The organism is Elstera sp. (genome assembly GCF_044372965.1).
Lineage (GTDB): Bacteria > Pseudomonadota > Alphaproteobacteria > Elsterales > Elsteraceae > Elstera.
The window spans coordinates 1-14503 of the sequence record NZ_JBILQX010000084.1 but is presented as its reverse complement, the minus strand read 5'-3'; the positions used below and the strand labels follow the sequence as shown (position 1 = coordinate 14503).

At 59.7% G+C, this 14503-nt stretch carries 11 protein-coding genes; 9 read left to right on the top strand and 2 right to left on the bottom strand.

What is annotated here, in order from left to right:
- Window positions 1-904: MFS transporter (locus ACIQ36_RS11720; protein WP_395829403.1), on the bottom strand; the 904-nt coding region annotated here is incomplete at its 3' end.
- Between the two features lie 216 nt (window positions 905-1120).
- On the opposite strand from ACIQ36_RS11720, the gene ACIQ36_RS11715 reads away from it, so the two are divergent.
- Entirely contained in the window at window positions 1121-2074 is a 954-nt protein-coding gene (locus ACIQ36_RS11715) for an ABC transporter substrate-binding protein (RefSeq protein WP_395829401.1), read from the top strand.
- Window positions 2075-2134: 60 nt separating this feature from the next.
- Here ACIQ36_RS11715 and ACIQ36_RS11710 read toward each other — a convergent pair whose 3' ends face one another.
- Window positions 2135-2857 (bottom strand): hypothetical protein, encoded by a 723-nt coding sequence (locus tag ACIQ36_RS11710; protein WP_395829399.1) that lies wholly within the window; start codon window positions 2855-2857, stop codon window positions 2135-2137.
- Between the two features lie 389 nt (window positions 2858-3246).
- Between ACIQ36_RS11710 and ACIQ36_RS11705 the strand changes: the two genes are divergently transcribed.
- The 8 genes from ACIQ36_RS11705 to ACIQ36_RS11670 form a co-directional block, all read left to right on the top strand.
- Complete coding sequence (locus ACIQ36_RS11705) at window positions 3247-4467, top strand: response regulator (protein WP_395829397.1); 1221 nt, start codon at window positions 3247-3249, stop codon at window positions 4465-4467.
- 28 nt (window positions 4468-4495) lie between these two features.
- A complete protein-coding gene (locus tag ACIQ36_RS11700) occupies window positions 4496-6061 on the top strand; it encodes a methyl-accepting chemotaxis protein (protein WP_395829395.1) in 1566 nt (521 codons plus the stop codon).
- Between the two features lie 486 nt (window positions 6062-6547).
- Window positions 6548-7357, top strand: a complete 810-nt coding sequence (locus tag ACIQ36_RS11695; protein WP_395829393.1) for a hypothetical protein — start codon at window positions 6548-6550, stop codon at window positions 7355-7357.
- Between the two features lie 76 nt (window positions 7358-7433).
- The gene (locus tag ACIQ36_RS11690) at window positions 7434-9401 is read left to right on the top strand and encodes an ABC transporter substrate-binding protein (RefSeq protein WP_395829392.1); all 1968 of its coding nucleotides are present in this window, start codon (window positions 7434-7436) and stop codon (window positions 9399-9401) included.
- A gap of 69 nt (window positions 9402-9470) precedes the next feature.
- Entirely contained in the window at window positions 9471-10457 is a 987-nt protein-coding gene (locus tag ACIQ36_RS11685; protein ID WP_395829390.1) for an ABC transporter permease, read from the top strand.
- Between the two features lie 3 nt (window positions 10458-10460).
- Entirely contained in the window at window positions 10461-11585 is a 1125-nt protein-coding gene (locus tag ACIQ36_RS11680; protein ID WP_395829388.1) for an ABC transporter permease, read from the top strand.
- A gap of 14 nt (window positions 11586-11599) precedes the next feature.
- Window positions 11600-13291 (top strand): ABC transporter ATP-binding protein, encoded by a 1692-nt coding sequence (locus tag ACIQ36_RS11675; RefSeq protein WP_395829386.1) that lies wholly within the window; start codon window positions 11600-11602, stop codon window positions 13289-13291.
- A 12-nt stretch (window positions 13292-13303) separates the two neighbouring features.
- The coding region (locus tag ACIQ36_RS11670; RefSeq protein ID WP_395829384.1) for a mandelate racemase/muconate lactonizing enzyme family protein at window positions 13304-14503 on the top strand (1200 nt) is incomplete at its 3' end.

Below are 14503 nucleotides of genomic sequence, written 5' to 3'. Positions count from 1 at the left end.
CGGCGACGGCGAGCCCACCCCCACCGATCGGGATCATCGCCATCGCGAGCGCTGAGCCCAAAAGGCCGAGCAGCGTAAAGGTGAAGGGCTGGTTGCGCCGGTCGATCATCCGGGCAATCGGCGTTGCCAGCAGCACGAGCACGAGGCCATAGACCATCAAAACCCAGCCGATTCGGTCCGCCTTAAAGCCGTGATCGTGCAGATGCAGCGGCACGAGGTAGTAGAGAAACGCGCCGATGACCAACCGCGAGGGGATCGCCGCGAGCAGGACCAGCGCCAGCAAGCGGCCATTGCGCAACAGCGGGCCCAGGCCAATGGATGGGCGGCGCGGGTCGTGGGCGTCGCGGAGGGCGTGAGCGGGGATCAGGCCGCCTAGCGCCAGGGCCGCCCCAGCGGCCAGGGTGGCAGGATAGCCGATTTCTGCCGCCAACGTTCCCCCCGCGAGGGTTCCGGCCAGCGTGCCGCCGAAAAACAAACTGAGATAGAGGCCCGACGCCTCGGTGCGCGCTTCCGGCGGATAGGCACGCAGCAGTGCATCCTGGACGAGGATCATCGCCACCCCATAGGCGAACCCCGCGACCGCGCGGCACAGGATCAGCATTTCGACGGAAGCGGCGAGGGCGGCCCCGAACAGGCACAGGCCCACGGTAGCTAGCGCTGCGCGCATCAACCCGCGCTGGCCGCGTTCGGGTAGCCACAGCGGCACCGTGAGTTGCGCCGCCGCGACCATCAACCAGAACAGCGAGACGGGCAGCCCGGCAGCCGTTTCGGGCGCTAACACTCCCCAGACTTGCCCCAAATCCCGCGCGTAGACCGGCAGAAACGACACGCCAACGGCGTCCGCAGCGACCAGCGCCAAAAACGAAAGCTTAACCGGCCAAAGCCGTTGCCTGTGCGAGGTCATCCCGGGGCCGATATCCTTTGAAAAAGTACACGACGGGCCTGAAGATTTACCGTCGCTCGAATATCCAAATTGGTTTTTAAGGATTCTGGCGCACGGTGCAAGGGCGAATAGCGCTAGTCATAAAATTGTAAATTGTGATTAACGGTGATTATTCCTATACACTCGCAATACAGGCTGTATCCGCTGCCGCCCTACGATTGCAACGAGGCTTTTCCCATGTTTTTTAAAATCCTTAAAGCAACTTTGGTTTCGGCCAGCATTATTTCCGCTCTATCGGCAACCTCTGCCTTAGCACAAGAAAAGAACGTGCTGATGGTTTTGTGGAAAAACTGGATGCCGGCGGATAAGGCTTTCGCCCAGAAGTTGAAGGACTCGGGTGCAAAAATTCATTATTCGGAAATTAACGCCGATCAAGATCGCTCCAAGCTTGCTACGGCGATTCGCGGCGTTGAGGGCGATATCGTCGCTAAGAAATTTGATCTGATTTATAGCTACGGTACGGTTTCGACGCAGGTGACGAAGGCGACGGTCAAGAATAATACGCCGGTTGTTTTCAACATCGTCTTTGATCCGGTCGGGGCAAACCTGGTTGCGGCGAAGGACGCGCCGGGCGCCAATATTACCGGCGTGACCAATGGCGTGCCGATCACGATGCAATTCGATACTTTCACCAAGCTGAAACCCATTAAGGATCTGCTGGTTCTGTTCAACTCGCGCGAACCGAATTCGAATATCATCGAACGTGAGGTTCGCGATTGGGCGCAGAAGGCGGGCGTGAATGTAATCTCCCGCCGCGTGACCCCCGACACGACCGCCCTCAAGGATGTGCTGGAAGAGATTAAATCGGGTAAAATTGTCGTCGACTCGCTCTATGCCGGGGCCGACAATTACCTTGCCTCGGTTGCCAAGGAAGTTCAGGACGCGGTCGGCGACAAGGTCCGCCTCTACGGCGGCACCCAAACCTATACGCTGGCGGGTTGGCTTGCGGCCTATGTGCCGTCGAACGAGGCGATGGGCCATGCCGCCGCCGAACAAGCCCTGAAGATTTTCAAAGGGGCCGACCCCGCCACGCTGCCGGTCATTCTGCCGAAGCCGCAATTGTTCGTCTCGGGAGCCGCCGCTAAACAACATAATATCACGCCGCCGCCGGAAGCCGCGCTGGAAAGCTAAGCCGGTCGGGGTGAGCTATTGGAGAGGGGCCAGAATATCTCTGGCCCCTTTTTTTGATGCTTAACGGTGAACGTAAAACAGCAGCAAATCCCGGCGCATCCCATCGATCTGGATCGGCTCGACCCCGTGGAAACTGTCGTTGCTTTTCACGAACATAAACAGGCTGTTTGGCAAGAATGGGGCCGTCCAAACTTTGTCGAAATTTTCAAACCCATGATGCGGGCCACCCCAGCAGCGAAAATCGCGCTGTTTCGGAAGATAGAGCGTGGTGCCGCAAGGCGCGTAGCGCGCGTCCTCCGGCAAATAGAACAGCAGGGTAATCAGGTTTTTTGGATCGGAGGTGTGGATTTTTACCCCGTCCGAACTGGTATCGCGGACCAAGATCATGTCGCGCTTAATCTCGGTCGGCCAGGCCACGCCCTCGGCGGCCAAGCGGGCCGCGATTTGGGGGCGGAAATGAGCTACCAGCGTATCGGAAAACTCGGCATCGAAAACCCCATCGAACAGCGCTTGCCAGAACGCGCCGACCGCAGGGCTGACGCGCGCTTTATGCGGGGCATCGAGCAAAAAGCCCGAGCGCATGCCGTAATCGCCCTCGGCAACCTTGCCCGTTGCGCCCAGGGGGGTATAGGCCTCGGCGGGCGGTAGATGGGCACGAATCCCGCCGAAAAACCCTTTGGAAAAGACGGGCTCAATATAGGAATGATTGTGCGGCCAGATACGGGGCGGCGTATTGAGAATATTGTAAAGGACTGTCTGTTTTTCTAACTTAAGATCGATCATGGTTCGCCTTTGCACCTATAAGGTTTGCTATTATCGAATTATGCAAACAAAAGAAAAGGCAATTATTTTAGATTTATACAGTCATGCTGATAGTATAAATCAAAAGCTTTTCCAAGAATTTGCCGATCAATCGATATTGAGAAAAAATATATCCCGCGAAAATGACATTTTTCCGAGATAAGGCCGTATGACGCGCCGTAACATTATTGTAAATTGTCTTAAAATGAAGCCCTTGCTAGAAGGGGCGGTGGCTTGGGCCGTTTCCCCTGGGGAAGTTTTTCCTGGCGAAATAGTGCGCAAGCCCATCGGGCGGTGCGGATATCACAGGTTTTTGCGAATCTGCGCCTCGCTCTTGCCGATGACCCGTTTGACGATCAGGAAGAACGACCATGTCGGTGCTTTCGCCCGCGCCCCTCGCGCCTGCCCCCGAGCCCCAACCGCTGCCGCGCCCCGACCGACTGTTGATCGTGGAGGATGATGGGTTTAGTCAGCAGTTGATCGAGCTTTACCTGCGCCGCGCCGGGTTTCACGATCTGACTTGCGCGGGCGACGGGCGCGTCGCGATCGATCTTGCCAAGGCCGAACGCTTCGATCTGGTCTTACTCGACCTAAATTTACCGCGGGTTAGCGGGGTTGAGGTGCTGCGCCGCTTAAAGCGCGATGGGTTGCTGATTGATACGCCGGTGATTGTTATCTCCTCCATGACCAATATGGAGGAAATCGTTCAGTGCCTCGATTTGGGGGCCGAAGGCTATTTGCCCAAACCGTTTAATGTGCGCCTGCTCGACGAGCGGGTGAGTGCCTGCCTGGAAATGCGCCGCCTGAAGCGCGCGGCGGTTAGCCAAATCGATCAGCGCCAAACGGAATATCGGGCGGTCAAAGCCTTGCACGCCCTGCTGCAAACCGATCCGGCGGCGCTTGATCCGCAGCGGTTGGGAGCCAGCGTCGCCGCTTTCACCCATCCGGCGACCCACGGCGGGGGCGATATTTCGCTAGTTCATCGCCGCGATGGCGGGCCGCTGTGGGCGGCGCTCTGCACGATTGAGGCGGCGGGACCTGCGGCCTCGCTCGCCGCCGCCTATGTTCTGCTACACCTGCGCACTCTGATCGACCGGGCAGAGCTTGGCCCGGCTCAGGTCTTGACGGAGCTTAATCAAAGTTTGAGCCGCAGCGTCGACGGTTGGACCTGCCCGCCGGTCGCCCTCAGCCTGCTGGCGCTAACGCCGGAGACGGGCGACTACCGGCTTGCCAGCGCCGGGGCAGTCGATCCATTGCTGGTCGATCCTCGGCGCGGGTTAGTCGCCCTTTCTGTCGACCGGGGTCGCCCGCTCGCCCGCCGCGCTGACGCGCTCTATACCGAGAGCCCAGGGCAGCTTGAGGCCGACACGGCCTTGGTCTTTCTGTCCGCCGGATTAACCGACGCCAGCGATGCCCAGGGCCTCAGCTTCGGCGATCAAAAGCTAAAGCGCGGTCTCGGCGATAGCGCATCCGCCGCGCCCGATGCCCTGATAGCGCATCTGCGCGATCAGTTCAGCCGGTTCGTCGGCACCACCCCGCAAACCGATGATAGTTCGATTCTCGCGCTGGGCCGGCGCGCGCCGACCAACTGATGTCGCGACGACAGGAAAGGAAATTTCCATGCTGACTTTCTTCCGCAGCAGCCTGACGGTGCGCGTGCTTATTCCCATCGCGCTCCTGCTGACCACGATTGCCATATTGGCAACGGTCGCCCTGTCCTATTTCACCCTGCGGTCGGCCCGCAGCGCCTTGCAGGAGCGGGCGCAGATGGTCAGCGTCGTGCTTTCGGGCGGGGCGGGGGAAGCCTTGTGGAATATCGACGCCGACGCCGCCTCAAAAGTGCTCGCATCGCTGACGCTGGACCCCGATTACGTCGGCAGCGTGATTTTCGACGCTAACGGCAAAAGCTTTACCGAACACGGTAAACTCGGCCCGGTCGATCCGAGCTTGGTGGTTGAATCCTGCCCGATTTCGCGCACCGAGGGCAAGAAAACCTCGATCATCGGGCAAGTGGAAGTGCGCCTGAGCACCGCCCGCCTGTTGGCCGAAGCCCGCGAGACGGTTCTGATGACGGCGCTGGTGTGTCTTGCCGCGCTGCTACTGGTGTCGGCGGTGCTGGTGGTCATCGTGCGCGGCGTCACCAAGCCGATCACGCGCATGACCCGCGTGATGGCCGATCTTGCCAGCGGGAAGCTCGATGTATCGGTTCCCGCCCGCAACCGGCAGGACGAGGTTGGGCATATGGCCGCCGCCGTGCAAACCTTTAAGGAAAACGCCGTCGATAAACTTCGTCTGGAGCAGGAGCAAGTGCACCTGCGGGCCGAGGCTGAGCGGATGCGGCTTGCGGCGCTGAAATCGGTCGCGGCGGATTTCGACGCGGATGTGGGCCAAGTCCTCCACGCCGTCAGCGGCACGGCGGAAGTGATGACGGAATCGGTTGGTTCGGTTGCCGTCAGTGCCAATGATAATGTCACCATCAGCAACGAGGCGGCGCGCGCCGCCGAATCGGTTACGGCGAATGTGCAAACCGTTGCGGCCGCCGTGGAACAACTCGCCGCCTCCATCCGCGAAATCGCCGGACAGGCCGATAATTCCAACCGTGTTTCCGGCAATGCCAACCGCCGCATTGAAGAAACCGTGGCGATGATGACGAAGCTGGTGCAAGACGCCAACCGCATCGGCGATGTGCTCACTCTGATTGGTTCCATCGCCGGGCAAACCAATCTGCTCGCGCTGAACGCCACGATTGAAGCCGCCCGTGCCGGGGACGCCGGGCGCGGCTTTGCCGTGGTGGCCAACGAAGTGAAAAATCTTGCCGGTCAGACGGCGAAGGCGACGGAGGAAATCACGCTGCTGGTGAATTCCATCCAATCGTCGACCACGACCGCCGCTACGGAAATCGATGATATCGCCAAGACCATTCTAAGCCTCAACGAAATCAGCACCTCGATTGCGGCGGCGGTGGAGGAGCAAAGCTCCGCCACCAACGATATTAGCCGCGCGGTGCAGCAAGCCGCCTATGGCACCGAAAAGCTGCGCGAGCATGTGCACGATGTGGCCCAATCCGCTCAACGCAATGGCGACGCTGCGACCCATCTCAATACGGGTATCCGCAGCCTGGAGGAAAATTTCGTCGGGCTGCACGAACAGGTGAACCGTTTCGTCGCCCGGCTGGTTGGCACCTAAGGCGCGGCTGAAACCGCCGCCCACCGGATCCCCTAGTCCAGCTTTCTCAGCGCCGAGTTTCCAAGCATCGCCGCCGGTGCCCGCTCGGGCCGAATCGCCGAGGCCGGGGAGCTGTCGTTTCGATCAGCCTATATCATGATTTTCCGAATCCCTTGGCGGTTTGATCGGCATTTCACCGCGAAAATTTTTACCCATTCGCGCGGCAGTCGGATTTCGATTGCCGCGCGACGTGGAACCATTATTCTAAAATTGTAAGGCAAATAATGTTTGGCAATTGACAACTTTGGCAACTTTACACACTGTCCTTAGAGGAAAACGGAGCGGAAGATTCCGTGGGCGGCGTTAGCCGCGACAGGAGGCGACGATGGGGGCGCTGGCAATTTCTCAAGGTTTCGCTTCGGCTCGGTCGTTGCAAGAAACCCATGAAATCCAAGCAGGATTTCTGTCGGCCTGCCTTTGGCCGCAGGCAGGGGGCGCATTGCCAGCTTGCGCTTTGCGCCGCCGGGCCGCACGCCGCTGGATATTCTTCTTCCGCTGACGCGGACGCCGTTCGATCCTGATTTTTGGCCGAAAGGGGGGTGCTATCCTTTGGTTCCTTGGTCGAACCGGATTCGGAACGCCCAGTTTAGCGTCGACGGGCGCACGATTGCCCTGCGCCCCCATCCCGCGTGCCTGCCCCATGCCCATCACGGCTTTACCCATCAGCGCCGTTGGGATTTAAGCAACGCGACTCCGACAACCGCCCAGATGAGCTATACCCATTCGCCAGATGCGGATGCGTGGCCTTGGGCCTTTATAGCGGTTCAAACGCTCCGCATTGCCCCCGATGGCCTGTCGATTGATCTGTCCGTGACGAATGTTGGCACGGACCCTATGCCGGTGGGTATGGGCCTACACCCGTTTTTGGTTGTCTCGCCGGGTGATGAAATCGATTTCATCACAAAGTCCGAGTGGCGCGCCGACGCCGACGGGTTGGCGATTTCCCTATCTCCCGTCGCGGGCGGCGCGGTGCACTGCGTCCAGGGCTCCCAGGGCAGCACGCGCTATTTCGCCGGCTGGCAAGGAATTGCCGTGTTGCGGCGGATTGAGGGGGCTCGCGTTACCGTAACGGCGAGCGCGCCCTTGGATCACCTCGTCTTCCATGTGCCCGAGGGCGGGGCCTATGCCTGCCTGGAGCCCGTTAGCCACGTTGCCGATGCCTTTAATCTGGCGGCAAAGGGCGTGGCCAAGACCGGCTTTTTAACGCTGGCGGCGGGGCAGACGCTCAGCACCAGCGTTCATATCGGAGTGTCCTGATCCCCCCAGATAGCGCAATCCGCATAGTCACCAGACACAATGGTCCAAACCAAAAATTCCTTAAGGGAGGAAACCTATGACCCCGTCTGATATCGATACCAACGCTTTCTCGGCGCTGAGCCTGGATCGCCGCAGCCTGTTGAAAGGGGCCGCGAGTGCGGCGGCCCTCTCGTTGATGCCGTCCATGAGCTTCGCGCAGGCGGCAGCCGCTAAGGAATCGCCCGATCTGGCGAAGCTGGTGGCCGACGGCAAATTGCCGCCGCTCGCTCAGCGCTTGCCGGAAAATCCGGATGTGGTGACAGTGAAGGAACTTGGGCGCTACGGCGGCTCATTGCGGCGCGGCTTGCGCGGCTCTTCCGACCATAACGGTATTCTGAAGGTTATCGGCCCGCAGAACCTCGTGCGCTGGAACGTCGAATTCACCGGCGTTGTGCCGAACCTCGCCCATAAATGGGACGTGAGCGCCGATGCAACCCAATTCACCTTCTACCTACGCAAGGGCCTGAAATGGTCCGACGGTAAGCCGTTTACGGCGGATGATATCGTTTTTGCCATCGAAGATTGCGTGAAGAATACCGAGCTTTATAAGGCCACGCCCTCGCAACTGGTCATCGGCGGCAAAACGGTCGTCTGCGAGAAAATCGACGATACCACGGTGAAATTCACCTTCGCCGCGCCCTATGCGCTGTTCCTCGAAAATCTGGCAACGCCGCTGGGGCAGCATACGACGCTGTTCGCCAAACATTACGCCAGCCAGTTCCACCCGAAATATAATCCCAAGCTCGATGAGGTCGTGAAAGCCGCCGGGGTTTCAGACTGGCCGACGCTGTTCCGCGCCAAATGCGGTGATATCGAAATCGCCTCGCGCTGGGGCAACCCGGAACGCCCGGTCATGGACCCGTGGGTTATTAAAGAACCCTATACCGGCGGGGCGACGCGCGTTGTTGCCGTGCGCAATCCTTATTTCTGGCAAGTCGATCAACAGGGCCGCCAACTGCCCTATATCGATCAAATCAGCTACTCGATTTCCCAAGACGTGGAATCGCTGATGCTCGACGTGGTCGGCGGTAAGATCGACTATCAGGATCGCCATATCAACTCGCTCGCCAATAAGCCCACCCTGTCGCAGAACACCAAGCGCGGCGATTATCATCTGGTCGAACTGATTGCGGCTAATGCCCAGCAGGTGCAGATTCATCTGAATATTCTCCACAAAGACCCGAAAATGCGGGAAATGCTGGGGAATAAGGAATTCCGCCGCGCGCTTTCCCTCGGCATCAACCGCCAAGAAATCATCGAGCTGGTCTACCTCGGCCAGTCCGAGCCCTACCAGACCAGCCCGCGCCCCGGCCATCCCTGGCACCACGCGAAGCTTGCCAAGCAGTACACTGAGTTCGATGTGCCCCAGGCCAAAGCGATTCTCGATAAGCTCGGCTATGATAAGAAAGACAGCCAAGGCTTCCGCCTGCGCCCCGATGGGCAGAAGGTGTTTTTCGGGATCGACGTGATCCCGACGCTCTACCCCGATCAGGTGGATGCGCTGGAACTGGTGAAGCGCCATTGGGCCGATATTGGGATCGATATTAAGGTCAATACCATCGAACGCGCGCTCTATTACACGCGCGGCGATAATAACGACCATGACGCCGCCTCCTGGTCCGGGTCGGGCGGCCTCGATCTGATGTTCGATCCGCGCGACTATCTCGCCTACCATCCGCAAGGCTCGCGCTATGCGATTCCTTGGGCCAATTGGTTCGTGTCGGGCGGCAAGCAGGGCGAAGAGCCCCCCGAAAGCCAAAAGAGGCGCATGGCCCTGTTCGACCAAGCGCGCGGCACCACCGATCTCGCCAAGCGCGCCGACCTGGTCAAGCAGATGCTCGATCTGACCTATGAGGCGTTCGAAACGGTGGGGGTTTGCTTGGGCGTTAATTCCTTCGGCGTGTGCAAAAACAATCTGCTGAATGTGCCCGAGAAGATGCCGGATAGCTGGTCGTACCCGAACCCGGCGCCGACGCTACCCGCGCAGTATTTCTTCAAGGCCTAGCTGCCCTGGCGTCCCCCTGCGGCTTTACGCTGTGGGGGGAGTGCCAATCTTTCAATGGAACCTTAGCCGATGGCCCGTTTTATTCTCACCCGGCTGCTCTGGATGATCCCGTCGCTGATTGTCATCAGCTTCTTGGCCTTCGTCCTCATTCAGCTTCCGCCCGGCGACTTCGTCACCACCTATATCGCAACGCTCGCCTCCTCGAACGAAGTGGTCGATCAAGCGGCGGCGCTGGCCTTACGCGAGCGCTTTGGCCTCGATCAACCGATGCTCGTGCAATATTTCAAATGGATCATCAATATCGTCACGGCGGGCGATTTTGGTATGAGCTTCGAGTGGCAGCAGCCGGTCGGCGAGTTGATTTGGGAGCGGATGGCGCTCACGCTGATTCTCACCTTCTCGACGCTGATTGCGACCTGGGGCATCGCCCTGCCCATCGGCATTTTCTCCGCCGTGAAGAAATATTCCATCGGCGATTACATCGTCACCATGTTCAGCTTTATCGGCTTGGCCGTGCCGAGCTTTCTGCTCGCACTCGTGCTGATGTATGTGGCCGTGGTCGAGTTCGGCCAAGAGGTCGGCGGGCTGTTTTCCGACGAATATATCCAAGCGCCCTGGAGTTGGGGTCGCGTCGTCGATCTCATCCACCATCTCTGGATTCCGGTCATCATCCTCGCCATTTCCGGCACGGCCAGCCTGATCCGCGTTATGCGCGCCAATATGCTGGACGAGTTAAATAAGCCGTATGTAACGACGGCACGGGCGAAGGGCCTGTCGGAATTTCATTTGCTGATGAAATACCCCGTGCGCGTGGCGCTGAACCCTTTCATCTCGACGCTGGCCTGGTTGCTGCCGAACCTGATTTCGGGCTCGATCATCGTTGCCATCGTGCTGAACCTGCCGACCGCAGGGCCGCTGCTGCTGCAATCGCTGATGAGCCAAGACATGTATCTGGCCGGAGCCTTCGTGCTGCTGATTTGCGCGCTCACCCTCGTTGGCTCCCTGCTCAGCGATATTCTTCTTGCCCTCGCCGACCCCCGTATTCGGCTGGAGTAGATTATGACCGACGTTGCACTCGCGGTAGACCGCACAAAATTCGTCGTTGCCTCCCAGTGGCACCTGATGTGGTGGGCCTTCCGCCGTCACCGGCTGGCGATGGTGGGGCTGGCTGTCACCAGTTTCCTCTATCTCGTCGCCGTCGCGCCCGGCTTTTTCGCCATCAATGAGCCCGCGAAACAGGATGCGCGCTCGGCCTTCCAGCCGCCGCAAAGCCTGCATTTCATCGATACCGCCCCGGATGGAAGCTGGGCCTTCCGGCCTTACGTTTATCAGATGGTCTTAAAGCGCGACCCCGTCTCGCTCGCGCCGGTCTATGTGGAGGATGCGGGCCGCAAGACCTATCTGAATTTCTTCGGCCAGGGCTACGAGTATAAAATCCTCGGGGTTATTTCCTCCACCACCCATCTGTTTGCACCGACCGATTCGACCCGTCCGGTCTTTCTGCTCGGGGCGGACCGGCTGGGCCGCTGCGTCTTTTCCCGTATGGTCGAAGGCACGCAGATTTCGCTGTCGGTCGGGCTGATCGGCGTGTTCTTGTCGTTGACGCTCGGGATCATTCTCGGCGGGATTTCCGGCTATTACGGCGGCAAGGCGGATTTCGTCATTCAGCGCGTTATCGAATTCGTGCTGGCGCTGCCCTCGATTCCAATCTGGCTCGCGCTCTCGGCGGCGCTGCCGCAGGATTGGCCCGCCACGCTGAATTACTTCATGATTACCGTCATTCTCTCGCTGACCGGCTGGGCGCAGCTCGCCCGCGTCGTCCGGGGGCGCTTCCTCAGCCTGCGCACGGAAGAGTTTGTGACGGCGGCGCGGCTGGATGGGGCGAGCGAAAGCCGCATCATTTTCCGCCATATGCTGCCCAGTTTTGCCAGCCACATCATCGCCTCGATCACGCTGGCGATCCCGGCGATGATTTTGGCGGAAACCTCGCTGAGCTTCCTCGGGCTCGGCCTGCAACCGCCGACGATTTCCTGGGGCGTGCTGCTGCGCGAAGCCCAGAATATTCGCTCGATTGCCACCGCCCCCTGGCTGTTCGCCCCCGGCGTTGCCGTGGTGTTGGCGGTCGTTGCCCTCAACTTCCTGGGAGACGGATTGCGCGACGCCGCCGATCCGTACAACAAATGAGAAAAGAGGCTCCCTTGCGCTTGGTCCACCCCAAACCCACAACCGGGGTTTTGCTGGAGGTTCGGAACCTTCAAACGCAGTTCCCGACGCGCAGCGGCTTAGTGAAGGCCGTCGATGGTGTGTCCTTTTCTCTGGAACGCGGTAAAACCCTGTGCATCGTTGGCGAGAGCGGCTCGGGCAAGAGCGTGACCGCTCGGTCGATTTTGCAGATCGTCGATGCGCCGGGCCGCATTACCGGCGGGGAGATGATCTGGCACCGGAGCGATGGTACCACGGTCGATCTCGCCAAACTCGACCCGCGCTCCAAAGATATTCGCCAGATTCGCGGCCGCGATATTGCGATGATCTTCCAAGAGCCCATGTCCTCGCTCTCACCGATCCATACGGTCGGCAATCAGATTATCGAAGTGCTGCGCCTGCATCTCGGCATGTCGAAAGCCGAGGCGCGCGAACGCTGCATCGAGTTGTTGCGGCAGGTGGAAATCCCTCGGCCGGAGCAGGCGATTGACCGCTATACCTTCGAATTTTCGGGCGGCATGCGCCAGCGCGTGATGATCGCCATGTCGCTGGCCTGCGATCCCTTGTTGCTCATTGCCGATGAGCCGACCACGGCGCTGGACGTGACCACTCAGGCCGAAATCATCGATCTCATCCGCCGCCTGCAAAAAGAAAAGGGCATGGCGGTCATGTTCATCACCCACGATATGGGGGTGGTGGCCGAGATTGCCGATGACGTGCTGGTCATGTACCACGGCAAAGTCATGGAAAGCGGGCCGGTGGATCAAATCTTCCACGCGCCGCAGGATGATTATACGCGCATGCTCATCGGCTCGGTGCTGAAGCTGGAGCAAAAGGCCGAAATTCGCCTGAAGCGCCCGCCGCTGCCGGAAAATCTGCTCCCCGTGCTGGAAGTCACGAACCTCTCGATGCAGTTTGCCGGGGTAAAAGCCGTCGATAATGTGTCGCTGTTTCTAAAGCCGGGCGAAACCTTGGGCGTGGTCGGCGAATCGGGGTCGGGCAAAACCACCGTGGGCCGCTGCCTGCTGCGGGTTTATAACCCGACCGCAGGCTCGGCGATTTATCGCCGCGCCGATGGCACCACGGTCGATCTGGTCACGGCGAATAAAGCGCAGCTTAAAGAGTGCCGCCGCGAAATCCGCATGATCTTCCAAGATCCAATCAGTTCGCTCAACCCGCGCATGACCGTGGCCCAGGTGATCGCCGAGCCGATGCTGGTGAATGGTATCGCCACCGGCAAGGAGTTGGACGACCGTGTTGCGCATTTGATGGAACAGGTTGGCCTCAACCCCGATTGGCGCGAGCGCTATCCGCACGCTTTCTCCGGCGGGCAACGGCAGCGCATCGGCGTGGCGCGGGCGATTTCGCTCAATCCGCGCATCATTGTGGCCGATGAAGCCACCTCGGCGCTGGATGTCTCGATCCGCGCCCAGGTGCTCGATTTGATGATGGAACTCCAGGACCGTTTGGGCCTGTCGTATATCTTCATCAGCCACGATATCGGCGTCATTCGGTACATGTGCGACCGGGTGGCGGTAATGTATCGCGGCAAGCTGGTGGAAATGGGGCCGGCGGAGCAGGTTTGCACCAATCCCACCCACTCCTATACCCAGGCGTTGCTGTCGGCCATTCCGCGCCCGGACCCCCGTAACCACAGCATCCATCAGCGCATGCGCTACACCGGATAGGCAGAGATAAAGATGAAAATCGACCGTTTGCGCGCCTTTATGTCGCGCGATAAGGACCGCCCGCGCGTGATCGTGGCCATCGATACCGACGACGGCATTACCGGCTGGGGCGAATGCTATAATCACGGGCCGGATAAGGCGCTGTTTCCGCTGCTGGAGTATCTGTTCCCGATGATTAAGGGGCACGATCCCAGCCGCATCGAATATCTCATTATGATGCTGATGCAGCAAACGCGCTTCCCGCCGGGGGCGCTGGGGCTGGCGGCGATTTCGGTCATCGACCATTGCCTGTGGGATATCTCGGCCAAAGCCCTGGGCGTGCCGGTTTATAAGCTTTTGGGCGGGAATGTGCGCGATAAGGTGCAGGTCTATGCGGGCGTCTATACCGCGCCGGACCCGATCCAGGCGCGCGACGAAATGGACGCGCTTAACGAAGGCTGGGGCTTCAAAGCCTTCAAGCTCAGCCCCTACCGCGTCAATATCCATACCCATCGTTGGGGCGAAGTGGTGCGGACCAGCGCCGAGTATTTCCGCCAACTGCGCGAAACGGTGAAGTCGGAATATGAGATCGCCTTCGACGCCCACGCGAAAATCTTCGAACCTGCTCAGGCGATTCAGTTAGGTAATGCGCTCGCGCCCTATGATCCTTTGTTCTTCGAAGAGCCGATTCGCCCTGAGAATGTCGAAGCCTGGGGCGAACTCAAGCGCGGGCTAAAATGCACGCTGGCGACGGGCGAATCGCTCTATAGCCGCTTCGAGTTTCTGCGCCTTCTCCAAGCGCGCGGGGCGGATGTCATTCAGCCCGATATCTGCGTCGTCGGCGGCTTGCTCGAAATGCGCAAAATCGCGGCCCTGGCCGAAGCCCATTATGTGACGGTCGCGCCGCACAACCCGATGGGGCCGCTGGCAACTGCCGTAAACCTGCATTTCTCCGCCTCCCAGCACAACTTCCGCATTCTCGAATATCGCCTGCCACTAGGCCCCGGCTATACGTTCCAGGCGGGCGGGGATGCGAACGCCAAGGCCGAAATTCGCCCCGATCAAGGGGCCTATTACGTGCAAGACCCCTATTTGCCGAAAGACGGCTATCTGGAACTCCGCCCCGATCGCCCCGGCTGGGGGGTTGAGATCAATGAGGAAATCTTAGGCAAAGAAGATTATGTCCATTGGGAACGGAAAGTGCCGATCCGCCCGGATGGCTCGACCGGCTAC

Coding starts and splice junctions, on each gene's coding strand:
- ACIQ36_RS11715 (WP_395829401.1), top strand. CDS start 1,121: ATGTTTTTTAAAATCCTTAAAGCAACTTTGGTTTCGGCCAGCATTATT.
- ACIQ36_RS11710 (WP_395829399.1), bottom strand. CDS start 2,857: ATGATCGATCTTAAGTTAGAAAAACAGACAGTCCTTTACAATATTCTC.
- ACIQ36_RS11705 (WP_395829397.1), top strand. CDS start 3,247: ATGTCGGTGCTTTCGCCCGCGCCCCTCGCGCCTGCCCCCGAGCCCCAA.
- ACIQ36_RS11700 (WP_395829395.1), top strand. CDS start 4,496: ATGCTGACTTTCTTCCGCAGCAGCCTGACGGTGCGCGTGCTTATTCCC.
- ACIQ36_RS11690 (WP_395829392.1), top strand. CDS start 7,434: ATGACCCCGTCTGATATCGATACCAACGCTTTCTCGGCGCTGAGCCTG.
- ACIQ36_RS11685 (WP_395829390.1), top strand. CDS start 9,471: ATGGCCCGTTTTATTCTCACCCGGCTGCTCTGGATGATCCCGTCGCTG.
- ACIQ36_RS11680 (WP_395829388.1), top strand. CDS start 10,461: ATGACCGACGTTGCACTCGCGGTAGACCGCACAAAATTCGTCGTTGCC.